This is a genomic window from Mesorhizobium sp. M0701 (assembly GCF_040320365.1).
Lineage (GTDB): Bacteria > Pseudomonadota > Alphaproteobacteria > Rhizobiales > Rhizobiaceae > Mesorhizobium.
Genome location: NZ_JAMYPO010000065.1, coordinates 1 through 25,131, shown reverse-complemented (window position 1 = coordinate 25,131; position 25,131 = coordinate 1). Strand labels below are relative to the sequence as shown.

Sequence of the window (25,131 nt, the reverse complement as noted above, 5' to 3'; positions counted from 1 at the left end):
AAGCACCTGCGCGTAAAGCTTGGCATAGAAGGGTTTGCGGGGCGCGGGACTCGCGCCGCGGACTTGTGCAGCTGACACTGTTTCTTTCCCTGACCGGATCGAGGTGGGTTCCTCCCGCCCAGGCTTCTCCCGTCGCGGCGCTCCGGTCGAACGCTGCACCAACGCTGCCGCAAGCTCCGTGCCAAAACGCGGCGGCGCGAGAAACGCGCAGGACCTCTCACGCCGTGCTTGTGCGGATTTCTGCACTCGCCGCTGGCGCGTGCCCTTCATCGAAGGAAGGGCCGACTGTCGGGGATTGGAGGTCGCTCTGGGCGTTACACGCAGGCTGGCAGCCGCTGGAAGGCCGTCGACGCAAGCACTTTGCCTCAGGTGGCTGCGATCGGCATCCAGATGGTCGACATCTTGTTGTGGTTATGCCCAAGGCCGTCGCCCTAGCGGGCGCAGGCTAGACACCTCTCTTGTTACCCCAGAGCATTACGTGCAACTGCGGCAGCACGCGGGCTTCGAACCACCTGTCGCGGGTCACCTTTTCAATCAGCCACTCCATGCGTTTCATTATTCCGTCAAGGTCGACAGGCGCGTCTTCATTTCGGGCGCGTGGCGGCGTGTGATTGCCGGGTTGCAGATAGATCGGAAGTCGCGGAAATCTCGCGGCGGCGTCTTTCGCGTAAGCGTAGTCACTGTCGTCGAAAACAACGAGCTTGAGCACGATTTGCGGCTTCTCCTGCGCCGCTTCGATGCACGCCTCGACAGCGGCCCAATCGGTCGTCATTTCGCTTGACGGCGGCTTCGGGCTGAGGACCAGCACGTCAAGGTCGGCAAACCAGTCCCTGACCACAGAACCTTGGGTTTCCAGCGCAAAGCGGTAACCTTCACCATGGCCTCGCTCGATGAGCGCGCCGAGCGGCTGGATGGCCGGATTGCCGCCTGACAGCGACACCATCAACGGGCGGCCACCGGAAAGCGCAAGCACGTTTTGCCACACCGCGCCAATGGACATCATCTCCCATTCATGGCGGAATTGATTGTCCACCGCATGCAGGCTGTCGCACCAGCAACAGCGAAAGTCACACCCGCCGGTTCTGACGAAGACCGTCGGCAAACCGATGAGCACGCCCTCGCCCTGGATCGTCGGCCCGAAAATCTCACTCACGCGGATTGCGGGGTGCGTATCAGTCATGGCCGGTATTCCGCCCAGGTTTTCGGCGTTTCGCTCACCCGCACGGCCGAGGTTTCGCGCAGGCGTGCCTTGCACCATTCATAAAAATGTCTGGCCAGATATTCCGCCGTGACTTGCTCATGTCCCAGCACGTCGTTGAGATGTCGGTGGTCGAAGCTCTCGTCGATGTAGCGTTTGAATGGCGCCAAATCGTGATAGTCGCGCACGAAGCCGTTGTCGTTCAGTCCATTCGCTGAAAGCTCCACTTCAACGATGTAGTTATGCCCGTGCAGGCGCGCGCATTGGTGATCGGGTGGCAACGAGGTGAGCTGATGCGAGGCTGAGAAGTGGAATTCCTTGGTGATGCGGAACATTACGCGGTCCTCCTTCGCAGCGCATCGAGCCAGAAGTCGGAGTCCTCGTAGTCGGTGGGGTCCGGCTGCCCAGAGAGATGAAACGCCTCGCGCCGCTCGACACAGGTCCCGCACCTCCCGCAGTGACGCTCGGCGCCCTTGTAGCAGGACCAGGTCTGCGCAAATGGCGTGCCGTATGCTGCTCCATTCCTAACAATGTCCGCCTTCGTGAGATTCACATAGGGTGCATAAATGCGAATCTTCGCGTAGCCGTCGAGCGCGTGGTCCTGCATCATCTGGAAAGCGTCGATGAAGGCCGGACGGCAGTCGGGATAAATGAAATGATCCCCACCATGCACGGCCGTCGCCACCGCGTCAGCGTCGTGCGCTGCGGCGAAGCCGAAGGCAATGGCCAACATGATGGCGTTCCGGTTCGGCACCACCGTGACCTTCATCGTGTCTTCGGCGTAGTGCCCGTCGGGCACGTCCACATTATCGGTCAGCGCGGAGCCGGAAAGGCCGCCGCCGATCTCGTGGATGTCGATGATGCGGTGCGGGACGCTCAGTCGCTCCGCACAAAGGGCGGCGAAGCCCAATTCCTTCCTATGCCGTTGGCCGTAATCGAAAGATAAGAGGCCGGCGAGTTCGTGCTCCGCTGCCACCTTGTGAGCAAGGGTGACGGAGTCCAATCCGCCGGAGCAGACGACGAGAGTCTTCATTGTTGGGTCCTTGTTTTAACCGGGTAGGCTGCGACCGGAGATTTCTCTGCGCTCCCAGTACTTCAGGAAATCCATTTTGTGAAGTGAACGGGGGACGAGTTTCATGCGCTGACGTGCCGCTGTGTGCAAGGCGCCCTCGCGGTGAGCCTGCAAGGAACATTGACTAGCGAAACGTCACACTTCAGCGGAATGCTCAAAGGCGAGCGCACCAGAATAAGCTCTGCAGGAGGTCCGGACCTTCGTAAACAAAGTTCTCGACGATCAAGCGCCCGGCGGTCCCGAGCTTCGAGGGACGCCACCGCGAGGGTTTCAGGTACTAGACGGCCCAAGGATGGGCTTGCCGCAAACACAACGGACTTACCAGTGGGATGTTCAGCGACGCCGATGCAGATGTCTGGAATGATCACGACATCAATTGTCGCGGCAACTTTGGCTGGCCTGCTCCTCGGGTTCCGTAGATCCAGCGCATTCCGCTTCAGGATCGGTTCGAACCGGAGCACTCCCTCGGTCAATGGACGTCCGGCAACAACCTGAATGATCGGTCGTGAGCCGACATCTGTGAACAAGCGGTGTGGTCGATTGCTATCACCCATGTGTTGCGCGCAGGTACCTTATGGCAGTGGATGAACTGGATTTGATGGTTTTACAGCTGGCGGTCGAAAGCGTCCGCTCGCTCTCCTTAAGCTTCGCTGAAAAGGCCGCCGAGGTAGCCACCAGGAGCCGCGGCATCCTGCTTTTCGACGTGCGGGTCGACGGTGATGCGGGGGTCCAGCGGGTCGCAGCCATCCGATATCAGGGCGACCAGATCGGCGTGCTGGCGTTGGACAGACAGGGCCTTGTTACCCACCATTGCATCGTCAACGGTACGTTCTCACATTTCATTGCGCCCTTGGAGAACTGGCACAGCATGCCCCTGTCGATGCAGGCCAAGATCGATGCCAACGGCCATGCCAGTCTCTTCCTAGGGGCCTTGCGAAATGCCGGACATTTGCTGGGCAGCTAGCATTTGGCCAGAATGCATCTGTGAATTTTTGCATGCGCATCGCTGCCGACAGCGCCGGCATGATTGTCGGGTGCTCGAAAACGGCTGCGGCGATCGCGGCAAAGCGATCGCCGCGATGATGGCGATCTACGCGTGGGCGTTGCATCGATGCGCGATCGTTTAGACAGAGGTCTCCGCCTGGCATCGAGCAACATGCACGGAGGTACGCAAAGCGCAAATGCATCAAGTATTTGAAGGGACGAGCCCCTCGCGCAAATGGAGCTTGCGCTGCCGTTGTCGTCCCATCGTGCCGCCGAACTCGGGGGCGTGACGATCGACCACGATGGCCTATTTTTGCAAAGCCGAATGTCCCGATTCCGAAGCCAAGGAAAAAACTCCGACCACAGCGAAGAATAGTAACAACACGGGCGACGCAAGCCGCCTTGCCCTCTAGCAGGGGAGGTGCTTGCGGTGCTCTCACCGACACAAGATCGCAAATGGCACGTGGGTGAGCACCAGAACTGGCGACACGCATGGTGATCGGCTTGACTCGCTGGAGGAAGCACAAGGCCTCAGCGGGCAGAGGCGCAAGCGACGGTCGAATACTGGCTGGCTGCTCGGGATCTGATCGGAAATGAGGTAGGATTTGGTTGCTTAAGCCGATCCGAACCATTTCCCGGAGACCACACCCACCATGAACGATCTTGCGCTGCCGCTGAGCGGTTTGTCATCAGTCGGCGGCAAGTCCGTCGTCGCCCGTTTCGACGGCGGCATGCTGTCGTCCAAGAGCGGCGTTCTGGCCTTGGCCGAGGTGGAAAAGCGGTTGCGGGTGGCCGAGCGTCTGGCGCGTTGCATCGACGATCCGCGCTGCCCGGACCAGGTCGTCACAGCCTGGCGGACATGATCGGCTTTCGCATGAAGATGATCGCCGCCGGCTACGAGGACGGCAACGACGCCAACCGGCTGCGCCGCGATCCGGTCTTCAAGATGGCCCAGGATGCGCTGCCGTCGGGTCGGGATCTGGCGTCGCAATCGACGCTGTGCCGGCTGGAGAACCTACCCGGCGTGCGGGAGCTGGTCGCGATGGGACGGGCGATGGTCGATCTCTATTGCGCCTCGTTCCGGCAGGTGCCGAAGCGGATCGTACTCGACATTGACGACACCTTCGACGCTGTGCACGGAGGCCAACAGCTTCGCCTGTTCAATGCCCCCCATGACGAGTACGGCTTCCAGCCGATCGTCGTGTTCGATGGTGCGGGACGGTTCGTCAGCGCGATCCTGCGACCGGCCAAGCGGCCGAGTGGGGCTGAGATCCGCCCCCACCTGCGCCGTCTGGTGCGGGCGATCCGGATCAACTGGCCGAACATTCGAATCCTGCTCCGCGGCGATAGCCATTATTGCAACCCGCAGGTCATCGACTGGTGCCGCGCCAACGACGTCGACTTCATCTTTGGCCTCGCGCCCACCACGACCCTGCGCAAGCATGTCGCGGATCTGGAGGCCAGCACGACGGCGCGCTTCGAAGCGTCGGCCAAGACAGGCAAGGTCCGCAGGTTCAAGGAGTTCGTTGACGGCGCCCGCGGCGCGGCCGGGCCGGCAGCACTCAGGCGACTATAACGGGCGCAGAGCCGACCCTGCGGCTTCCAGACATTGTCGTGTACAGCTTCAGACCCTCAAGCCGAGCCCGCAGGGCCTCGCTTACCTTTTACGGGGCGGCGGTACGTCCAAGCCGCTTCAACAGTTAAGAATTTCGCAAAGACGATACCCCCGGATCGTCGAGCTTCCGCTGCCACTTCCCGCATTCGCCGAGGCGGTCAATGACCCGCCCTTCACAATAGTTATCCGGCAAGCATCTGGATGCGGGAGATAATGTTGCCGGAGGCATCTCTCATGGCTTCTACACCTGCCTGAACGCCAGAACCGCGTTCGTGCCGCCAAAGGCGAAGGAGTTGCTCAGTGCCACGCGCACCTTGCGCTCGCGTGCCACATTGGGCGTGACGTCGAGATCGCAATCGGGGTCCAGCTCACGATAATTGGCAGTCGGCGGCACGACGCTCTCGCGGATAGCCATCACGCAGGCGATCAACTCGAGCGCGCCGGACGCGCCGAGGCAATGCGCGTGCATGGACTTGGTAGAAGAAATGGACATTGAGAAGGCGTGCTGACCGAAGACGCGCTTGATCGCCGCCGTCTCGATCTGGTCGTTGGCCTTGGTGCCGGTGCCGTGCGCGTTGAGATAGTCGACATCCTCGGCGTTCAGCCTGGCATCGGCAAGGCAGGCCCGCATTGCTGCCTCCGGCCCCTCGACAGTCGGCGCGACGATGTCGGACGCATCGGCGGAAAGGCCGGCACCGGCAATTTCGGCAAGGATGGTGGCGCCCCGAGCCAGGGCATGCTCGTAGCTTTCCAGCACCGCCATGCCGGCGCCTTCACCAAGCGACAGGCCCTGGCGATCGGCCGAGAATGGCCGGCAAGTATCGGGCGAAAGCACGCGGATCGCTTCCCATGCCTTCAGCACACCCCATATGAGCGGCGCTTCGCTGCCGCCGGCAAGCATCACGTCGGCCCGGCCGAGCCTGATCTGGTCCACCGCGCAGGCAATCGCATGGTTTGCCGAGGAACAGGCGGACGTGACGCCGAAGACCGGCCCGCGCAGGCCGAGACTCATGCTGACCTGGCCGGCAGCGGCACCCGGCATCGCCTTGGGTACAGTCAAGAGAGCGGCACGCTTACCGCCCAGAAGGATGGCGCGGTAGGTTTGCTCGATCGCATCCCACCCGCAGCCGCCAACGCCCACCGTCGCACCGAAGCGATAGCTATTTCCCTCTTTGGAGGAAAGTCCGGCCTGACGCATGGCTTCGCGCGCCGCAAGCACAGCGAGCAGGCTGAAGCGGTCCATGGAGATGAGTTGCTTGCCGTCGATGTCATGCTCCGGCAGCGCCTTGATCTCGGCACCGATCCTGACCCTCAATTCATGGAGCTCGGAGTTGACGATTGGGCCGATGGCGGAGCGGCCTTCTCGCATCTCTGTCCAAATGGCGGCGGCGTTGGTCCCAAGCCCGCAAATACCGCCAATCCCAGTAATCACGACGCGCCTGTCCATTCACACCCCCTTAGCGAGCAAGCTGCGCACGGCTTCCACCATGTCCCCAACATTCTGGAGATCCGACCATGCCTCGGCCGTATTCATCTCGATCTCGATGCCGTAGGCCTGCTCCAGGTCCCAGAGAACGTCCGCCAATCCCAGTGAATCGATACCGAGCGAAGTCAGTCCCGTGGCAGCCGTTATCTCGCCGCCTGTGGCAGGCGCTATGCCGCCCTCCGACGCGGCGCGCTTCTTGATCATGGCGATTATTTCGTTGGCGAGTTGATCTGCCATCTTGTTCCTTTCCAGCTTGCGTTTTCGGCGTCGTTCAAAACCCGAGTCGCGTCGCGTTGCCAAAATTGCCCCTCATAGAGCCTGTGCGACCGACCAAGCCCAATGCCCATAGGAACCGGACGAGTTCCGGCTTCTGCGGCGTCAGCCGGATGACAAAGAAAAGTCGCCGGCCTCCCGCTTTTGCGCCAGCACATCAAGAATCTGCGTGTAAATGGATAGGAACCGTCGTCAAACGTCAGCTAAACGCTGCGACGGTGGGTGCTGTCAGCGTATTCACTCGGCACCTCATATGTAATCGAGATGTTTCATAGCTCCGGACCAGTTGCGATCAACTATTGTACCGGTCCGCCATTCGTCGGAGAGTTCGACATGATCGGAGCGCTGCCTCTCATTCCCAGTACAATCTCCACCGCACGCGACAGATTTCCTCTTTCGGGCTCTTCTCAAGGGACTCGCCACGCGATAGAGGCAGTGATCGGCGCACGTGAGGTCCTGCCAAGTCCATGCGACATTCCGGAAAATTGGTAAAATCGTTTGTTTCAATCAAATGCATCCACGCTATGGATAGCTAAGACATGCGTTTCAAAGGGCTCGATCTGAATCTTCTCGTCGTTCTCGACGCGCTGCTGAGCGAGCGCGGCCTCACGGCGGCGGCACGCCGCATCAACCTAACCAAATTCATGGGGGTTGGTGGATGTGGCGCAAGCCGTTGAAATGACGTAGGATTTGGTTGCTTAAGCCGATCCGAACCATTTCCCGGAGACCACACCCACCATGAACGATCTTGCGCTGCCGCTGAGCGGTTTGTCATCAGTCGGCGGCAAGTCCGTCGTCGCCCGTTTCGACGGCGGCATGCTGTCGTCCAAGAGCGGCGTTCTGGCCTTGGCCGAGGTGGAAAAGCGGTTGCGGGTGGCCGAGCGTCTGGCGCGTTGCATCGACGATCCGCGCTGCCCGGACCAGGTCGTCACAGCCTGGCGGACATGATCGGCTTTCGCATGAAGATGATCGCCGCCGGCTACGAGGACGGCAACGACGCCAACCGGCTGCGCCGCGATCCGGTCTTCAAGATGGCCCAGGATGCGCTGCCGTCGGGTCGGGATCTGGCGTCGCAATCGACGCTGTGCCGGCTGGAGAACCTACCCGGCGTGCGGGAGCTGGTCGCGATGGGACGGGCGATGGTCGATCTCTATTGCGCCTCGTTCCGGCAGGTGCCGAAGCGGATCGTACTCGACATTGACGACACCTTCGACGCTGTGCACGGAGGCCAACAGCTTCGCCTGTTCAATGCCCCCCATGACGAGTACGGCTTCCAGCCGATCGTCGTGTTCGATGGTGCGGGACGGTTCGTCAGCGCGATCCTGCGACCGGCCAAGCGGCCGAGTGGGGCTGAGATCCGCCCCCACCTGCGCCGTCTGGTGCGGGCGATCCGGATCAACTGGCCGAACATTCGAATCCTGCTCCGCGGCGATAGCCATTATTGCAACCCGCAGGTCATCGACTGGTGCCGCGCCAACGACGTCGACTTCATCTTTGGCCTCGCGCCCACCACGACCCTGCGCAAGCATGTCGCGGATCTGGAGGCCAGCACGACGGCGCGCTTCGAAGCGTCGGCCAAGACAGGCAAGGTCCGCAGGTTCAAGGAGTTCGTTGACGGCGCCGCTAGTTGGAGCCGCGTCGAGCGCATCATCGCGCGGGTCGAGGTCGGCGCCCAAGGTGGCGATATCCGCTTCGTCGTCACCAACCTTGCCGGTGGGAAGGCCAAGGCGTTCTACGAGGATGTCTACTGCCGGCGCGGCGCGGCCGAGAACCACATCAAGTCGTGGAAGACGCATCTTGCCGCCGACCGCACATCCTGCACCAGAGCGACGGCCAACCAGTTCCGGCTATTCCTGCATGCCGGTGCTTACTGGTTGATGTGGGGCTTGCGGGCCGCGATGCCGAGGCGCTCGAGCTTTGCCGTCGCCCAATTCGACACGCTGCGATTGCGCCTCATTAAAATCGCTGCGCGGGTGGTCGAGATGAAATCGCAAATCCGCCTGCACCTGCCGACATCGTGCCCCGACCAGCGCATCCTGCGCATCGTCCTCGATCGCATCCCCCAACTCGCGACATAACGATGGGGGCAGACGCCCCGAAACGAACCCGTCGACCGCAACCTGCAAACCCCCGCCTGCCATCACGACGGAGCAATCCCGGCGCCTGACGAGGCGCGTGGAAAAGCACCGCAACGGCGACCACAACGTCGCTTCAGGCCGTCAAAAGCTTATCGCCGTGCATCAAGGCGGCTAGAAGCGCGCCGGCAGCCTGGCGGGGGGCTTGGGGTTAGACTGCCGGCGCACGCCACTCATGAAGAGCGGCCCCTTTTTGCGGTTCCGACACCCATAGTCAACCCGGCAGCGTCTGGATGCCCGCTGTGCTCTTTTCAGAGCGGCTCGCGATGCCGGCCATGTCGGCCGATCCTGCCTAGGATGGGGGGCCACTCTCGTCGGCCGAGTTGATGCTCCAGCCAGTATCGCCTTGCCGACCAGCATGGGTTCGCCGTTAGCAATCCATCCTCGCGAGCCAATGCTATCGTGCACGTGTCGCAGCACTCCGGGCGGCTATATCGCCTAAGACAGCATGACGAAGCGTTCCAACTTCCTGTTCGGCGAGCCCGTGTGCAGTTCCTGACTCGGACAGTGGACGAGAATTCTCTTGGCGGTACTGCGCCAGAAGGCATTCGCGTCCAACGGAATCAAGCGACGACTATCAGCCGCAAACGTTACATCACAAGAGCGGTCTTCCACCCATTGCAGATTATCCGACTGATCAGGCGGCGTCCGATATGTCCGACTCTGCCTCAAGAATTCCCACAGGTATGGACAGCGATCTCGCTATCCGATTCCGATAGCCCTTATTGTACTTTAGACCCCGCTCGATGTTTTGGATTTCCTGAGCGGCAAGCCCGCACGCGACCGCGAGGTCCTCGATTGAATACCCAAGGTGCTCACGATAAGCGCGGATGATGTGGGTCCCCTGCGACATAGCCGTCAAGACTGGCTCGGGAATGCGCGAATCCTTCATAAACATCTCCAAGAAGATGGGAGCGCCTGACAAATCGGGAGATTTCCTCCCCGACCTGGCGCACACCCAGCAAATCAAAAAAATGGACGTCCATTCGGCCGGACCGGCCTCATCCATGGAATGGGCCACTTGAAATTGGCAGCCGGGTCGGAATATGGCGGCTCACCTGCTTCTGATCAAGTTCTAAGAACCTGCCCGCCATGAGATGGCCTGATCGGCTGTAGCGCATTCGACCTGCGATCCTACACGACTCATTCTCCCCGATGGCTTTCTTGAACAGCAACTCGAACTCTCACTGACGCCTCCAGTGGCTATTCGCGGCACCGTCCACCCAGCCTCGCGGACGCTGATACCTTCGACCAATTTCCACCGCCGATGCAGCGAAGATGGACAAGCATCGCCACCTATAAAGGTTCACAATCACTCGACCGTGACCGATTTTGCGAGATTGCGCGGCTGGTCTACGTCTGTGCCCATGAAGAGCGCCGTGTGGTAGGCAAGAAGCTGTATCGGCAGCGAGAAGATCATCGGCGCGATAATCTCGTCGACAGCCGGCAACACGAGCGTGTGCATGGTGTTGAGTTTCGATGCGGCTGCCCCTTTTTCATCGGTGATGAGGATAATCCGCCCTCCACGGGCAGCCACTTCCTGCATGTTGGAGACGGTCTTGTCGAAAAAGCGATCATGGGGCGCGATGACGATCACTGGCATGTTGTCGTCGATCAATGCGATCGGACCGTGCTTCAATTCACCCGCCGCATAGCCCTCGGCATGGATGTAGGAAATCTCCTTGAGCTTCAGCGCACCTTCCATCGCTAGCGGGAAACTGGTGCCACGGCCGAGATACAGGACGTCACGACACTTTGACAGTTCGCGCGACAGGAACTCGATCTCCGGCTGGATGCTGTTGAGTACCTGGCCCATGACGCGCGGCACTTCGGCGAGGCTCCTGACGAGCGCCTGCAGCTCGTCTTCGGTTACGGTCCCGCGGGCTCTGGCGGCGCCGATGGCGAGTGCGGCTAGAACCGCAAGCTGGCAGGTAAACGCCTTGGTGGAGGCGACGCCAATCTCCGGTCCGGCAAGGATCGGGAAGACCGCATCGGCCTCCCGAGCGATGGTCGATTCGCAGGCATTGACGATAGCGCCAATTTTCAGCCCACGCTCCTTGCAGTACCTCAACGATGCGAGCGTATCGGCGGTTTCGCCGGACTGCGAAATGAAAAGAGCCGCCGACTGCGGCGACAACGGGATCTCGCGGTAACGGAATTCGGACGCAACGTCGATTTCAACCGTCAGGCGCGCATAGCGCTCGAACCAGTATTTTCCGATCAGTCCGGCGAGATAGGCGGTCCCGCAGGCCGAGATCGCCAAGCTCGGGATCCTGGCGAAATCGATGCCAGAAACCATGTCGGCGCGATTCTCTATGGTGTTGCTATAGTGACGGAGAGCATGGGCGATGACTTCGGGCTGCTCGTAGATTTCCTTCTCCATGAAGTGGCGATGATTGCCCTTGCTGGCCAGATCGGCCGCGGCCGTGGAGGCATGGCGCGGACGCTCGACGGGATGGCCGTCGAAATCGAAGATATGGGCGCCCGAATTGCCGACAATGGCCCAGTCGCCCTCGATGAGATAGGTAATTTCATTGGTGAAGGGAGCAAGCGCGATCGCGTCGGAGCCCAGGAACATCTCGCCGTCGCCGTGACCGATCGCCAGCGGTGGTCCGTTGCGCGCCGCCATGATGGTCGACGGATCATCTTCGAAGAGGACGGCAAGCGCATAGGCGCCCCTGACGCGTTTCAGCATGGCACGCATCGCCTCTTGCCGCCTCATGCCCTCCCGGCGGTGTCTTGCCAAGAGATGCGCGATGACCTCGGTGTCGGTGTCGGTCTGGAACTCGGCGCCAGCCGCCGCCAATTCGTCCTTCAGCTCGGTGAAATTCTCGATGATGCCGTTATGGACGACGGCGACACCGTCGGCAAAGTGCGGGTGCGCATTGCGTTCCGTCGAGGCCCCATGGGTTGCCCAACGCGTGTGGCCGATGCCGATGTTGCCGCTCAGCGGCTCTTCCTTCAGTCTCCTCTCCAGATTGACGAGCTTGCCCTCGGCGCGCCGGCGGTGCAAGACACCTTCGGTGATCGTCGCAACGCCGGCGGAATCATAGCCGCGATATTCCAAACGCTTCAATGCGTCGACCAACCGATCCGACACCGTCTGTTGCCCAACGATACCAACAATCCCGCACATGTTCGTCTTCCCATTCTTGCCGGCAGCTTCAGCCTACGCGAGACGGATACCCATCCGGCCGCTTTCATTGGGGGATCTTCTAGTAGTATTGGGTAATATTGGTATAATTGATTGTAGGGATAGCTATCATCCACCCCATGGATAAGCCGCGTTTGGGGCCCTGATCTAACTTCCTCGTTGCGCCTGACGTCCTCATGACCGAATGCAAGCCCACACCCCGCGGCACGAAGGAACAATCGGCCATGCGCGATCATCCCGGCCACGCACCTGACCACGAACCGCCGCCGCTCGTGGTCACGCGGTGATCGGCATGATCACACAGCACTGTAGTTAGGCAGCATCAGCGACGCATGGTCGGCATCATCATCATCGGCAACGTCGGCGCCGTCGGCATGATTCACGTGTTCGTCACGTTGATCATAATCATCGTCGCCGCCGATCAAGTTTCTGATTGCCTGCCGCTTTGACGCGGCTTTCGCCGGTAGAGCTTAGCCCGCGATGGCCTATCAATACGCTGTTAGTCGGCATAGCCGAAACCGAGAGTCAGGCGGCGCAGGCCACAGAGCACGTTCAGCGACCGTTTCAGTCAGCGCCGGCTTTGTCGGGATTCGTAACGGTCATCAGGATTCTCGGGGCATGAATGCACTATCACGAAAACGTTGGTTCTCAGTGCTTCGTCCGTATTACTCAAACCCGATTCCCGCAGCGGAAGAACTAGGCGCGTGTCACGTCTTGTACAAGGCACAATAGCAGTGAGAAATGGAGATTGATGCCTGCGCGTTTTCGAATAAGACAATCACCAAGCTGTCACCCGAATTACATCAGGAACTGTCTATAGCCGCCGCCCATCAGGTAGCGGCCACGTTGGATGGCGCGACGCACCTGATCGCGAAGATGGCTACCTGGATGAGACCAATCTTCTTCGACACGGCGTCTCCCGAACAGGGCAATGGCGATCTCCTGATGAGATGCTCCCGCAAGCGAGCCATCCAAAGCCTGGAGCACGATACGCAGACGCGCTCCGCGGGGTTCCGGCGGAAAGCAAGCAGCTGCCAGGCGGCCGCAACCATTGATGTCGTTCAGGAACTGAAGGGCAGCGACATGGAACTTCAGGTGCTGCGGCTGCACGATCGCGTCGACATATAGCCGCAACGGGCGGAGAACGGATGCACCGGAAAAGGCGATCTGCAGACTCCGGCAGTCCTCCCTCAGCAGCACGTGCTGCACGCCGGCAGGTGTCAGCAGGATGTCCTTGCAGCATGAGAGCGAAGGGAGATCAAGCGGTTCAAAATCGTGGTCGAGCCCAACCGGCTCCGCGGCCGCTCGTAGAATACGGGCGCAGTCGCGCGGATCCCAAAAGACCCTTGCCGACGTAGCGTCCGACTGTGGCGCGTCCGCGAAAAAGGAGGCTCCATTGTCTTAGGAAAGATGATCCTGTCGTCAACTCGATTATCTTCATGTCGGCCTGGGCTCCGACAATGTAGGCGGACGGTGCCATTTTGGCGTGGTCGCGCTGAAATTGTGGATTGCGCCGAAGAAACTCCCAGGCCCAGGCAGTGCGTGGCAATCGTCTGGCGTAGTGGTAAGCTTCGTGACGACGCCAGTCCGGCCAGCATACAAGACCGACCGTCGCTTCCTTGGGCAGACCAGCATCCTTCACGGCTCAGGTGTCCACAATGGCGCTATGCCGACGGGCCTAGAACCGGTTGCCACAGTACCGGTCCGCTCAGACGTCCCCTGCTGCGGATGCGCAAAAGGCTCGCGCCGGAAATCTCGAGAAACCCGGCCACCGCCTCCGTTTTGCCGACGGACTTGGGTTGTCCGATGCGCGACAATGGCCACGTCGCGAGGCGAAGGATCCGTTCCATGCGCGTGTCCGTCACCGTTACTATCCGGGTCAGATCCTTGGCCAAGCCGAACTCCATCATGCCCGCGAAGAGCTCGTAGGTTGCCTGGGCCAGTCCGCCCGCTGCCTTGGGCGCCGACGGAGGAAGATCGAGCGCGAAACGACTGCTCTCCCATATGTCGGAGGTCGAGGGCACGACGTCAGCACCCAGCAGCACCGGGAACGTGTCGCGCAACATTGTGGGTCCGGTGCTGGGCAAAAGACGCACGCAACCGCGAATTCGCCAGTCGGATCCCTTGAGGAGCAGATAGACAGGCTTCAGACTATCAAACGGGTCTGTTTCCATCTGGTCTTCGGTATCAACTTCCCAATCGAGCCTTTCCTTGAACACCCTAAACCTGAGCCCGTGCATCTCTTTGAGCTCGCTTGCGAACTCGTCGTAAAGGTCTGGTGTTATCAGCTGCATCATGGTCGCCTCCGTGCGGGATGTGTTCCCGCCATCGAAGGGCAAAGCCGGCAGCGATGCAGCCTGTAGAGGTTTACAGCTATCGTGGCCGACGAATCAGGATCTCGCCTGGCCGGAGGCAGCCAGTCGTGCAACGGCCTGGTTGATCGTTCGAACGCCAAGCTTTGCCTTGGCGTTTTCCAGATGAAAGGTCACGGTGCGCTTTGAGACGCCGAGAAGCTGGCTGATAACCCAAGCCGACTTGCCGCGCGCCGCCCATTTCAGGCACTCGAACTCCCGCGGGGTGAGCGTTACACCATCCACCACGCGATCGTCGGCGAGCCTGCGCCGGACATGGATATGAAAGTTGATGGCCACCAGCTGCAATGCTTTTTCGTAACGTGTCAGTGACCGCAACAGAGGCGGGCGGGACTCGTCGGAAGCAAAGGTCAGGGCAGCAAACCGGCCGCAATGATCATGCATGGATATCGTCAGGCCGCCGCGGATGCCAAACTCAGCCGCACTCTCCAGAATTTGTTGCTGCGAATTCGGCAGACAGTGCCGAGCGCGATCCACACCCCAATCAAAGGTATCCCAGCCTTGCAGCCCGCGCAGGATGACCGGATCAAGACTGTGGTACCGCTGTTGCAGATAACGTGATGTCCAGGATGAAGGATAGTTTGAGATCAATTGCGGGGCGTCGCCGGGGGCCGACGGGTAAGTGAAATAGGCGAATAGCAGAAAATCGAAGCCGGCTGCAGCGGATGCCATTGCCTCACGGAGATCGGCAGCATCAACACTTGCAGACAGTTGCTCGACGAAGTTCTCAAACACGCGATGCATTTGCGCTTTGCGTAACCTCCGTGATCGCTCGATGCCAGGCAGAGACCGTGTTTTAAACGATCCCGGACGGATACAGCGCGTGCCGAGAACCCCGTTAATCTGTTGAAACCCGTGATATTCTGACGTTGTCTATGAGCCGTGTGCCGCCGAGCCAGGCCGCGACAAGCAAGCGTGCAGGTCGGTCAAGGCTTGTCATGGGTCGCAGATCTGCCTCGTCGCGAAGTTCCAGGTATTCGACCTCGCGATAGCCCGCAGCCAGAATTGCTGCGCGCGCTTCGGCAAGCGTTGGCAGGACGGGCGAGCCGCGGGCAAGCCGCTCAGCCGTCTCGAGCAAGACCGATGGTAGCTCGGGGGCAACAGCACGCTCTGCTGGCGAGAGCCGGACATTGCGCGATGATAGTGCAAGATCGTCGGCTTCGCGGACTGTCGGACAAGGAACAATGGTGATTGGAATATCCAGGTCCCGGGCCATACGCCTGACTAGCTGAAGCTGCTGAAAGTCCTTTTCGCCAAAGAAGCCGAAGTCAGCGCTGGTCTGCAGGAAGAGCTTGGCGACGACGGTCGCCACGCCATCGAAATGTCCCGGCCGGAAGGCACCGCACAGGCCCTCGCTGACACCGGACACCGAAACGGTCGTGGCGAAGGCCGCCGGATACATCTCCTCTGCATCCGGCGCATAAAGCAGGTGCGCGCCAAGCGGTGCCAGCTTGGCGGCATCCTCGTCCTCGGTGCTCGGATACGCGGCGAGATCGGCCTGGCTGTTGAATTGCTTCGGGTTGACGAAGAGCGTCACGATCACCCGGTCGGCCTTCACGAGTGCCGCGCGCACCAGGCTGAGATGGCCCTCATGCAGGACACCCATCGTTGGCACGACGGCAATCCTCACGCCCTCGCGGCGCCATGCGGCGACAATTTCGCGAAGCTGGGCAACGCTCCTGACAATCGGCACGCTCACGCTGCTTCTCCGCTCTTGGTGGCGTCCGCGTCGGCGGGCTTGGGCGCATCGGCAAACACGTGCTCGGCGGCCGGAAACTGGCGCTCCTTCACTTCCCGCGCATAGGCCGCGATCGCAGCCGCAGCGGCCTCCCCCAGTTCAGCATAGCGCTTGACGAATTTGGGCCGGAAGTCGCCGAAGAGGCCCAGCATGTCGTCGACGACGAGAATCTGGCCGTCACAGGCTGCCGAGGCACCGATGCCAATGGTCGGGGTCGCCACCTCCCCGGTGATCCGGCGGGCGAGCGCCTCGGGAACCTTCTCCAGCACGACCGCAAAGGCGCCCGCTTCGCTCACCGCAAGCGCGTCGCGCCTGATGCGCTCGGCATCCCCGCCTCTGCCTTGCACGCGGTAGCCACCGATGGTGTTGATCGCCTGCGGCGTCAAGCCGACATGGGCCATGACCGGCACGCCGCGCGCGGCGAGGAAGCCGATCGTCTCTGCCATCGTTTCGCCGCCTTCGAGCTTGATGGCCGCGCAGCCGGTCTCGGCCATGACGCGCGCGGCATTGCGGAAAGCCTGCTCGGGGCTTTCCTCGAAGGAACCGAACGGCAGGTCGACGACCATCAGCGCCTGCTCGAGGCCACGGCGCACGGCCTGGCCGTGAATGATCATCATCTCCAGCGTCACACCGAGCGTCGAGGGCAGGCCGTGGAGAACCATGCCGACGCTGTCGCCGACCAGCACCACATCGCAATGGGGATCGACAAGCCGGGCGACTGGGGTCGTGTAGGCGGTAAGACAGACGAGCGGCGTCCCACCTTTGCGCGAACGAATATCCGGCGGTGTGATCGCCTTGGTGTCACCAAACGCACTCAATGGACCCTCCTTCCCCAACGTTACCAACCGCGGGTGTCGCGTTTGCCACATTTTTGTGCAAGTGCGAAGAGCTAAAAATGGCCGTGCAGCTGTGCGGTGTTGACGTGCGGACAGGCGCGCTTACACTTAAATCGATTCAGGCGCTCCCGAGCTGGCCAACCACTTTCGCGAACATGGACGATCAGGCAAAAGGACCCAGGAAAGACAGAGCCGCCGTCAAGGCCGACGAAGTCAAAGTGGACCTGATCGCCTTTGTCGTCGCCGTAAACGACAGTGAACCCTGTGTCCTCACCATCGGCCAGGCGGACACCCTGCCCTCCGGACCATTTGCGCTTGAGCACCGATCGCTGCAATCCGGTTTGAGGGGGTGGGTCGAGCAGCAGACCGGCCATCCGCTGGGGTATATTGAGCAACTCTACACCTTCGCGGATCGGGATCGCATCGGCGCCGAGCGCCAGCAGCGCGTCATCTCCATCAGCTATCTCGCATTGACCCGCAAGGAACAGGCAGCTGGCTCGCCCAAGTGCGGCTGGCAGAGCTGGTATGAATATTTTCCATGGGAGGACCACCGCTCCGGCACGCCTCCGGTCGTGCTGGACGTTCTGCGACCGCGCCTGATTGAATGGGCAGACGGCGTCAGCGACGCGGCCACGCGACGTGAACGCTGGCAGCGGGCGACGATAGCCTTCGGCTTCGACGACCGCCTTTGGAACGAGGAACTCACGCTTCAACGCTATGAGTTGGTCTACGAAGCAGGCCTGGTCCAAGAGGCCGGAAGCGGACGGGACGCGACGCTGCCTCCGCTGGTGCCCAGCAAGTCTATGGTCGCCGATCATCGCCGCATCGTGGCGACCGGCATTGCGCGGCTGCGCTCCAAGATCAAATACCGGCCGGTCGTCTTTGAGCTGATGCCGCCGGTCTTCACGCTTTTGCAGCTGCAGCGAACCGTGGAGGCGCTTGCCGGCAGGCTCGTGCGTAAGCCGAACTTTCGCCGGCTGATCGAGCAGCAGGAGCTGGTCGAAGAGACCGGAGAGGCAACCGCGGAGACCGGCGGCCGGCCAGCGAAGCTTTACCGGTTCCGCCACGCCGTTCTCGACGAGAGGGTCATCGCCGGGACAAAATTGCCGCTGGCGCGGGGTTGACATCGCTTATACTCACAGCAAGTATATGCTGGTTATTTTCAACTAGAGTATAAGCTGGAGGGGTCGATGAGCGCCATGCTGCCTGCGACCGCGTTTCTCTACGAGCGCGTCCGACGAGTGATCCCGCCGATCGAATGGCCGGCTTTCGTCGAGGATATCGAGGCGATCCTTGCACTGAAGCGCGAGCGCAACGCCATCATCCTGGCGCACAACTATCAGACCCCCGAGATCTTCCATTGCGTGGCCGACATCGTCGGCGACAGCTTGGCACTGGCCCGCACGGCTGCGACGATCGAGGCGCAAGTCATCGTGCTGGCCGGCGTACATTTCATGGCCGAAACGGCCAAGCTGCTCAATCCGCAAAAGACGGTGCTCATTCCCGACCTGCGGGCAGGCTGTTCGTTGGCGGAATCGATCACGGCAGAAGACGTGCGCTTGATGCGCCAGCGTTATCCCGGCGTGCCGATCATCACTTATGTCAACACGTCGGCCGAAGTGAAAGCCGAGTCGGATATCTGCTGTACATCCGGCAACGCCAAGGCGGTCGTCCAATCCCTTGGCGTTCCCCAGGTGATCATGTTGCCGGACGAATATCTGGCCCAGAATATCGCCGCCCAGACCGATGTGCAGATCATCGCCTGGAAAGGGCATTGCGAGGTGCATGAGCGCTTTACACCGGCCGACATCCGCGAGTTGCGCGAAAGCCATCCCGGCGTGATCGTGCTCGCGCATCCCGAATGCCCGCCCGACGTCGTGGCTGAAGCAGATTTTTCCGGCTCGACCGCTGCCATGTCCGACTATGTCGAAAGGCAAAGGCCGGCACGTGTGGTGCTGATGACGGAATGTTCGATGAGCGACAACGTCGCGTTAGCGCACCCAGAGGTCGAGTTCATCCGGCCCTGCAATTTGTGCCCTCACATGAAGCGGATCACGCTTGCCAACATCCGCATGGCGCTCGAGCAGAACCACCATATCGTAACCATCGAACCCGGGATCGCCGGGCGCGCGCGGCTTGCGGTCGAACGGATGCTGGCAATTTGAGCGCCGATGTCCGCAGCTTCTTCGGGCGGCCCATCATCATCGGCGGCGGCATCGCCGGATTGATGACCGCGCTTCAACTGGCGCCGGAGCCGGTGCTGCTTCTGTCCAGGACGCTGCTGGGAGCTGACAATTCGAGCACCTGGGCACAGGGTGGTCTGGCTGCAAGTTTCGGCGAAGACGACGATCCGGCACTGCACCTGGCCGATACGCTTGCCGCCGGGGATGGTCTCTGCGACAGAGACGTGGCGAGCCGCATCCTCCAAGCCGCGCCCAAGGCGATAGAGGGGCTTGCGGGCTTTGGGGTTCCCTTCGACCGTACGCCGAAACGATCACTGTGCCTCGGATTGGAGGCCGCACACAGCCGACGTCGCATCGTTCATGCGCATGGTGACGGCACCGGGCGTGAGATCATGCGTGCCCTGATCGCGGCTGTGCGTTCCACTCCGTCGATTGTTGTCGTGGAGGGCGTGGAAGCGCGCCGGCTGGCGGTGCGAGAGAATGCGATCCGAGGCCTCTGGGCGAGCGGTTCGATAGGACCTGTCTTCTTCGGCTCACGGCGGGTCGTCCTCGCCACCGGTGGGATCGGGGGACTGTTTCTCGACACCACGAATCCTTCGGGCAGTTGCGGACAGGGCCTGGCGCTTGCGGCCCGCGCTGGAGCTGTCCTTGCCGACCTCGAGTTCATCCAGTTCCACCCGACCGCGCTTGACGGCCCGGAACGCCCTATGGTGCTGGTCAGCGAGGCCGTCCGCGGCGAAGGTGCTGCCCTGATCGACGAAACCGGCCAGGCTTTTCTCCAGAGCGTGCCAGGGGCGGAACTTGCGCCTCGTGATGTCTTGGCGCGCGCCGTCTGGAACCATCTTGCCAACGGCCACCGTGTTTTTCTAGACGCGCGGCGACGGCCTGGCCGGGAATTTGCTCGACACTTCCCGACAATCGCATCAGCCTGTCGTGGAGCCGGCATCAATCCCGCGCGCGATCTCATCCCCATTCGTCCGGCCCAACACTACCACATGGGTGGCGTTGCCGTGGACGGCTCCGGTAGGACCTCCGTCAAGGGGCTGTGGGCCTGCGGCGAAGTCGCTTCGACAGGACTGCATGGCGCCAACAGGCTCGCCAGCAATTCCTTGACCGAGGCCGTCGTGTGCGCGCGCTGGGTCGCTGAAAGTGTCGCCGGAACGCCTGCTCGCAGAACAAAGCCTGCGTTTGCGGACGTTTACCCATCGCCCGCTCCGACCCCCGTGCGTGTTTTCCTGTCGCGCGCACTCGGCATCGTCCGGGATGGTGAAGGTTTGAAAGCAGCCGCACGTGCCTTATTGCCGCTCGCCGAAAGCAAGGACGCGGCCTCGGATGCGGCGGCTGTCGGGCTAATGATCGCGGTTGCCGCCTTGTTGCGCCAAGAAAGCCGCGGCGCTCATTACCGGACAGATTTTCCTCATCATGCGACTGTCGCCCGACGGTCCGAAATCACCCTCGAAGCCGCTTTGGCCGCTGCGCGGGAACTCGGACACTCGCCAAGGCTCGAAGGGGCAAAGTGATGACGTTCTCACCGCTTCCCACGATCATGCTTGAGCCGCTTGTAAGGGCAGCTCTTCTTGAAGACCTTGGCAGAGCCGGCGACTTGACCACGGAGGCCATCGTGCCGAAGGAACACCAAGCGGGAACCGTGCTGGCGGCGCGCCAGTCCGGAGTTGTCGCCGGCCTCGATCTGGCGATGCTCGCTTTCCGCTTGATTGATCCTGATGTCGAAATCTCGGTGGAGCGGGCAGACGGCTCCAATGTCATGGATGGAGAGGTCATTGCATCAGTGGTTGGCCCTGCCCGGGCCATTCTCACAGCCGAACGGACGGCACTCAATTTTTTGTGCCATCTGAGCGGCATCGCTACAGCAACGGCATCGATCGTCGCTGCGGTTCGTGGATATGGCGCGAAGATCGTCTGCACGCGCAAGACGACGCCCGGATTGAGGGCAGTCGAAAAGTATGCGGTGCGCGCGGGTGGCGGATCCAATCACCGTTTCGGCCTCGACGACGCAATTCTGATCAAGGACAACCACATCGCCATCGCAGGCGGCGTTCGCCCGGCGCTCGAGCGAGCACGAAGACGGGCCGGTCATCTCGTCAAGATCGAAGTCGAGGTCGATACGCTGGCCCAGTTGGAGGAGGTACTTGGCTTCGCTCCCGATGCGGTTCTGCTCGACAACATGTCCCTCGCCGATCTTCGCCGGGCCGTCGCAATCGTTGGCGGCCGTGCTATCACCGAGGCTTCTGGCGGGATCGCATCCGATACAGCGCGAGCGATTGCCGCGACCGGCGTTGATCTGATTTCGGTCGGCCGACTGACCCACAGCGCGCCGATCCTGGATATCGGCCTCGACTATTGGGGCTCATGATTGTCTGAGGAACGAACAGGATCGAATCAACTGTCCTTTCCGATCGTCGTCAATCAGACAGCAAAGCAAGGCAGAACCGGAGGAACAGCATGGACATGCAAACAGCCAGTCCAACGCAGACATCGCCACAGGCTCAATCCCCTGACCCTGGAGCGTGGACCCTGGAGAAGGCTCAGGCACTTCACGATGCCCCCTTCAACAATCTCCTCTTCCTCGCGCAAACCGTGCACCGCCAGAATTTCGATCCCAACAAGGTCCAGTTGAGCCGCCTTCTCAGCATCAAGACGGGCGGATGCCCGGAGGATTGCGGCTATTGCAGCCAGTCGGCGCATCACGAGACCGGCCTGAAGGCGTCGAAGCTTATGGAGGTCCGGCGCGTCGTCGCCGAGGCGAAGAAAGCGCGTGACGCCGGCGCAACCCGCTATTGCATGGGCGCGGCCTGGCGAAACCCCAAGGCGCGCGACATGGATGCGGTGGTGGCGATGGTCGAAGGCGTCAAGGCGCTGGGCATGGAGACCTGCATGACGCTCGGCATGCTCGATCGTGAGCAAGCCGCTCGACTGAAGCAGGCTGGTCTCGACTACTACAACCACAACATCGATACGTCGGAACGCTACTATAGCGAGATCATCAGCACGCGGAGCTTTGCCGAGCGGCTCGAGACGCTCGAGCACGTTCGCCAATCCGGCATCAAGGTCTGCTGCGGCGGCATTGTCGGCATGGGCGAGGAGCCGGTGGACCGGATCGGCATGCTGGTGACGCTGGCCAACCTGCCGGAACATCCGCAAAGCGTTCCGATCAACATGCTGATCCCGATCCCCGGCACCCCGCTTGCCGACGCCAAGCCCATCGAGCCGATCGAATTCGTGCGCGTGATCGCGCTGGCACGCATCATGATGCCGAAATCGCATGTCCGACTTTCGGCCGGCCGCACCGCCATGACCGACGAGATGCAGGCACTGTGCTTTTTTGCCGGCGCCAACTCGATCTTCGTCGGCGACACGCTGCTGACGGCGGACAATCCCGGTGAGGACAAGGATACATTGCTGTTCCGGCGCCTCGGCATCGAGCCGATGGAATTCGAGGCGCAATGAACGGGGCAACGCTTGCCCGCTATGAGGCGACCTTGCAGAGACTGGCGCGCAAGGACCGGCTGCGGACGCTGAAGCCGCGCGCCGGGCTCGACTTCTCGTCGAACGACTATCTCGGGCTTGCCGCCTCCAAAAGACTTGGCGAAGCGGTTGCGGCGGCGATTGCGCGTGGCACGCCGGCTGGCGCCACCGGGTCGCGGCTGTTGCGCGGCAATGCGCCGGAACACGAGGAGCTCGAGGCAGACGCGGCGATGTTCTTCGGAGCCGACCGCGCGCTGTTCTTCGGCAGCGGCTACATCGCCAACTTCGCTCTGCTGACGGCGCTGCCGCAGAAGGGCGACCTTTTGATCCTCGACCAGTTCGCCCATGCCAGCATGCATGAGGGGGCACAGGCCGGACGTGCCGAGTTCAAGCTGGCCGCGCACAACGACGTCGATGCTGTCGAGGATGCGATCACGTGCTGGCGCGCCGAAGGCGGCATGGGATGCGTCTGGATCGCGGTGGAAAGCCTTTACAGCATGGATGGCGACTGCGCGCCTTTGGAGAGCCTGGTCGCGCTTGCCGATCGGCACGACGCATTCATCGTCATTGACGAGGCGCATGCCACCGGCGTCTGGGGACCGGACGGCCGGGGGCTGGCCGCCGCTTTCGAGGGCCGCGACAACATCGTCGCGCTCCACACCTGCGGCAAGGCGCTCGGCGCGTCCGGCGCACTGGTCACCGGACCAGGAACACTGTGCGACTATCTCGTCAACCGCTGCCGGCCATTCATCTACGCCACCGCGCCATCGCCGCTGATGGCGGTCGCGGCGCGCGAAGCGCTCGCAATGCTCGCCGACGAGCCTATGCGGCGTTTTCAGCTGCATGAACGCGTCGCCCTCGCAGGCCGCCAATTGGTCGATCGCTGCGGCGTGATACCAAGTGGCTCTCAGATCCAGCCCTTTGTGATCGGCGATGTCAGGCGCACCATGGCAGTGGCGGCGCGCCTGCAGGCCCGCGGCTTCGACATACGCGGCATTCGTCCGCCGACCGTGCCCGAGGGCACGTCGCGGCTGCGCATCTCACTGACGCTCAATATCGGCGAAGCCGACATTTCCGCCATGGTCGAGGCGCTCGTCGAGGTGTTGGCCCAGACATGACCGGAGGCGACATGACCAAGCGCATCGTCATCACCGGAACAGACACCGGAATTGGCAAGACGGTGTTTTCGGCCGGGCTTGCCGGCCTGCTTGACGGTTTCTACTGGAAGCCGGTGCAATCGGGCCTCGACGGCGAGACCGACAGCGAGGCGGTTGCGCGACTTGCCGGGCTGCCGTCGGGGCGCGTGCTGCCGGAAGCCTACCGCTTGAAGAGCCCGCTTTCGCCGCATCGTTCGGCCGAAATCGACGACGTTTCGATCGAGGCTGCCGATCTTTCATTTCCGGTCCTGCCGACACCGCTCGTCATCGAAGGCGCCGGCGGGCTGATGGTGCCGCTGAACCGCCGGACAAGGTTCATCGACATATTCGAGCAATGGCAGTTGCCGGTCATTCTGTGCGCCCGCACCGCGCTCGGAACAATCAATCATACCCTGCTGTCGATCGAGGCCCTGCGGGCGCGCGCTATCCCGCTGGCTGGCATCGCCTTCATCGGCGATGAGATGACCGATACGCAACGGACGATCGTGGAATTCGGCGACGTGCCGCAGCTTGGCAGGCTGCCGCAGCTCGATCCGCTGACGGACAAAACGCTGAGACAAGCGATGATTGCCGGCTTCGACCTCGCTTTGATTGCCGGAGGCGGATAATGCCGCAATCCCGTGTGTGGCATCCCTTCACCCAGCACGCGCTCGAGCCGGCGATCCCTGAAATCGTCCTGGCTGAAGGCGCCTATCTCCACAAAGCCAATGGCGCGCGCATCCTGGACGCCATCTCATCCTGGTGGGTCGTCACGCATGGCCACCGCCATCCGCGCATCATAAAGGCTATCGAGACGACCGCGTCGAGCCTCGACCAGATTATCTTCGCTGGCTTCACGCACGAACCGGCCGAACGCCTGGCCAAGGCGCTTGTCGGTCTCGCTCCCTCCGGACGCGACTGGGTGTTCTATTCGGACAGCGGCTCGACCTCCGTCGAAGTCGCGCTGAAGATGGCGCTCGGCTATTTCCGCAACATCGGCGCGCCGCGCTCGCGCATCGTCGTCATGGAGCACAGCTATCATGGCGATACGATCGGCACGATGAGCGTCGGCGCCCGCGGCGTGTTCAACGCCGCCTACGAGCCTTTGCTGTTCGAGGTCGACACCATCCCCTTCCCGGCCGCCGGGCTCGAGCAGCAAACGCTGGATCGGTTCGAGGCAGTTGCCCGCGACCGGCGCGCTGCCGCGCTGATCATCGAACCGCTCGTGCTTGGCGCCGGCGGCATGCTGATTTATCCGGCCTGGGTTCTGTCCGAGTTGAAGAAGATCGCCGAGGCCTCGGGCACGCTGCTGATCGCCGATGAGGTGATGACCGGCTGGGGGCGAACGGGAACCATGTTCGCCTGTGAGCAGGCCTCCATTTCTCCAGACATCCTGTGCACCTCGAAAGGCTTGACCGGTGGCACCATTCCGCTGGCGGCCACGCTTGCCACCGATGCGATCT

Annotated in this window: 22 protein-coding genes and 4 pseudogenes; 13 read left to right on the top strand and 13 right to left on the bottom strand. The window is 61.8% G+C overall.

Going from position 1 to position 25,131, the window contains the following annotated elements; genetic code table 11:
- Positions 1–445: 445 nt before the first annotated feature.
- From queE to queC, 3 genes are read right to left on the bottom strand one after another with little or no spacing between them, the layout of a single operon-like run.
- Positions 446–1,180: a 7-carboxy-7-deazaguanine synthase QueE gene (queE, locus tag NKI24_RS33365; RefSeq protein ID WP_352750456.1), complete on the bottom strand. Its 735-nt coding sequence runs from the start codon at positions 1,178–1,180 to the stop codon at positions 446–448.
- Positions 1,177–1,533 carry a 6-carboxytetrahydropterin synthase QueD gene (gene queD, locus NKI24_RS33360; RefSeq protein WP_023722053.1) on the bottom strand — a complete coding sequence of 119 codons (357 nt, stop codon included), beginning with the start codon at positions 1,531–1,533 and terminating at the stop codon, positions 1,177–1,179. The genes queE and queD overlap by 4 nt, the downstream gene beginning before the upstream one ends.
- Positions 1,533–2,231 (bottom strand): 7-cyano-7-deazaguanine synthase QueC, encoded by a 699-nt coding sequence (gene queC / locus NKI24_RS33355; protein WP_023679622.1) that lies wholly within the window; start codon positions 2,229–2,231, stop codon positions 1,533–1,535. Before queC ends, queD begins: the two co-directional genes overlap by 1 nt.
- 613 nt (positions 2,232–2,844) lie before the next feature.
- On the opposite strand from queC, the gene NKI24_RS33350 reads away from it, so the two are divergent.
- The 3 genes and pseudogenes from NKI24_RS33350 to NKI24_RS33340 form a co-directional block, all read left to right on the top strand.
- Positions 2,845–3,234: a hypothetical protein gene (locus NKI24_RS33350; protein ID WP_023722055.1), complete on the top strand. Its 390-nt coding sequence runs from the start codon at positions 2,845–2,847 to the stop codon at positions 3,232–3,234.
- A gap of 673 nt (positions 3,235–3,907) precedes the next feature.
- A pseudogene (locus tag NKI24_RS33345) lies at positions 3,908–4,791 on the top strand (IS1380 family transposase); the annotation flags it as partial.
- Between the two features lie 168 nt (positions 4,792–4,959).
- Positions 4,960–5,124 (top strand): annotated as a pseudogene (locus tag NKI24_RS33340) (LysR family transcriptional regulator); the annotation flags it as partial.
- Here NKI24_RS33340 and NKI24_RS33335 read toward each other — a convergent pair.
- Positions 5,111–6,316, bottom strand: coding sequence for a beta-ketoacyl-[acyl-carrier-protein] synthase family protein (locus NKI24_RS33335; protein ID WP_352750454.1), 1,206 nt, complete (start codon positions 6,314–6,316; stop codon positions 5,111–5,113). The pseudogene NKI24_RS33340 and the gene NKI24_RS33335 sit on opposite strands and share 14 nt — an antisense overlap.
- Positions 6,317–6,592, bottom strand: coding sequence for an acyl carrier protein (locus tag NKI24_RS33330; protein ID WP_023679611.1), 276 nt, complete (start codon positions 6,590–6,592; stop codon positions 6,317–6,319). It lies immediately after the preceding gene.
- A 575-nt stretch (positions 6,593–7,167) separates the two neighbouring features.
- Between NKI24_RS33330 and NKI24_RS33325 the strand changes: the two are divergent.
- Positions 7,168–7,269: pseudogene (locus NKI24_RS33325) on the top strand (LysR family transcriptional regulator); the annotation flags it as partial.
- Between the two features lie 97 nt (positions 7,270–7,366).
- A pseudogene (locus NKI24_RS33320) lies at positions 7,367–8,706 on the top strand (IS1380 family transposase).
- Between the two features lie 694 nt (positions 8,707–9,400).
- On the opposite strand, the gene NKI24_RS33315 reads toward NKI24_RS33320, so the two are convergent.
- From NKI24_RS33315 to panB, 8 genes are all read right to left on the bottom strand, one after another.
- Positions 9,401–9,616 carry a helix-turn-helix domain-containing protein gene (locus tag NKI24_RS33315; protein WP_352453550.1) on the bottom strand — a complete coding sequence of 72 codons (216 nt, stop codon included), beginning with the start codon at positions 9,614–9,616 and terminating at the stop codon, positions 9,401–9,403.
- Between the two features lie 459 nt (positions 9,617–10,075).
- Positions 10,076–11,899 carry a glutamine--fructose-6-phosphate transaminase (isomerizing) gene (gene glmS / locus NKI24_RS33310; protein ID WP_352750453.1) on the bottom strand — a complete coding sequence of 608 codons (1,824 nt, stop codon included), beginning with the start codon at positions 11,897–11,899 and terminating at the stop codon, positions 10,076–10,078.
- An 816-nt stretch (positions 11,900–12,715) separates the two neighbouring features.
- On the bottom strand, positions 12,716–13,027 hold the full coding sequence (locus NKI24_RS33305) for a DUF2285 domain-containing protein (protein ID WP_245278728.1): 312 nt from the start codon (positions 13,025–13,027) through the stop codon (positions 12,716–12,718).
- A 157-nt stretch (positions 13,028–13,184) separates the two neighbouring features.
- Positions 13,185–13,559, bottom strand: a complete 375-nt coding sequence (locus NKI24_RS33300; RefSeq protein WP_352496584.1) for a transcriptional regulator domain-containing protein — start codon at positions 13,557–13,559, stop codon at positions 13,185–13,187.
- 22 nt (positions 13,560–13,581) lie between these two features.
- Positions 13,582–14,214: an acyl-homoserine-lactone synthase gene (locus NKI24_RS33295; protein WP_352750452.1), complete on the bottom strand. Its 633-nt coding sequence runs from the start codon at positions 14,212–14,214 to the stop codon at positions 13,582–13,584.
- Positions 14,215–14,307: 93 nt separating this feature from the next.
- Complete coding sequence (locus NKI24_RS33290; protein WP_352750451.1) at positions 14,308–15,033, bottom strand: LuxR family transcriptional regulator; 726 nt, start codon at positions 15,031–15,033, stop codon at positions 14,308–14,310.
- A gap of 94 nt (positions 15,034–15,127) precedes the next feature.
- Entirely contained in the window at positions 15,128–15,988 is an 861-nt protein-coding gene (gene panC, locus NKI24_RS33285) for a pantoate--beta-alanine ligase (protein WP_352750450.1), read from the bottom strand.
- The gene (gene panB / locus NKI24_RS33280; RefSeq protein ID WP_352750449.1) at positions 15,985–16,845 is read right to left on the bottom strand and encodes a 3-methyl-2-oxobutanoate hydroxymethyltransferase; all 861 of its coding nucleotides are present in this window, start codon (positions 16,843–16,845) and stop codon (positions 15,985–15,987) included. Before panB ends, panC begins: the two co-directional genes overlap by 4 nt.
- Positions 16,846–17,018: 173 nt before the next feature.
- On the opposite strand from panB, the gene NKI24_RS33275 reads away from it, so the two are divergent.
- From NKI24_RS33275 to NKI24_RS33240, 8 genes are all read left to right on the top strand, one after another.
- Positions 17,019–17,987 (top strand): NUDIX hydrolase, encoded by a 969-nt coding sequence (locus NKI24_RS33275; protein ID WP_023722073.1) that lies wholly within the window; start codon positions 17,019–17,021, stop codon positions 17,985–17,987.
- Between the two features lie 66 nt (positions 17,988–18,053).
- Complete coding sequence (gene nadA, locus NKI24_RS33270) at positions 18,054–19,028, top strand: quinolinate synthase NadA (RefSeq protein ID WP_352508058.1); 975 nt, start codon at positions 18,054–18,056, stop codon at positions 19,026–19,028.
- A complete protein-coding gene (locus NKI24_RS33265; protein ID WP_352750448.1) occupies positions 19,025–20,566 on the top strand; it encodes an L-aspartate oxidase in 1,542 nt (513 codons plus the stop codon). The genes nadA and NKI24_RS33265 overlap by 4 nt, the downstream gene beginning before the upstream one ends.
- Complete coding sequence (gene nadC, locus NKI24_RS33260; protein ID WP_352515915.1) at positions 20,566–21,420, top strand: carboxylating nicotinate-nucleotide diphosphorylase; 855 nt, start codon at positions 20,566–20,568, stop codon at positions 21,418–21,420. Before NKI24_RS33265 ends, nadC begins: the two co-directional genes overlap by 1 nt.
- Before the next feature lie 95 nt (positions 21,421–21,515).
- On the top strand, positions 21,516–22,514 hold the full coding sequence (bioB, locus tag NKI24_RS33255) for a biotin synthase BioB (RefSeq protein WP_352750455.1): 999 nt from the start codon (positions 21,516–21,518) through the stop codon (positions 22,512–22,514).
- Positions 22,511–23,650 carry an 8-amino-7-oxononanoate synthase gene (locus tag NKI24_RS33250; protein ID WP_352750447.1) on the top strand — a complete coding sequence of 380 codons (1,140 nt, stop codon included), beginning with the start codon at positions 22,511–22,513 and terminating at the stop codon, positions 23,648–23,650. The genes bioB and NKI24_RS33250 overlap by 4 nt, the downstream gene beginning before the upstream one ends.
- 11 nt (positions 23,651–23,661) lie before the next feature.
- Positions 23,662–24,297, top strand: a complete 636-nt coding sequence (gene bioD, locus NKI24_RS33245; RefSeq protein ID WP_352750446.1) for a dethiobiotin synthase — start codon at positions 23,662–23,664, stop codon at positions 24,295–24,297.
- A partial coding sequence (locus tag NKI24_RS33240) for an aminotransferase class III-fold pyridoxal phosphate-dependent enzyme (protein ID WP_352750445.1) occupies positions 24,297–25,131 on the top strand: 835 nt, incomplete at its 3' end. The genes bioD and NKI24_RS33240, both read left to right, overlap by 1 nt.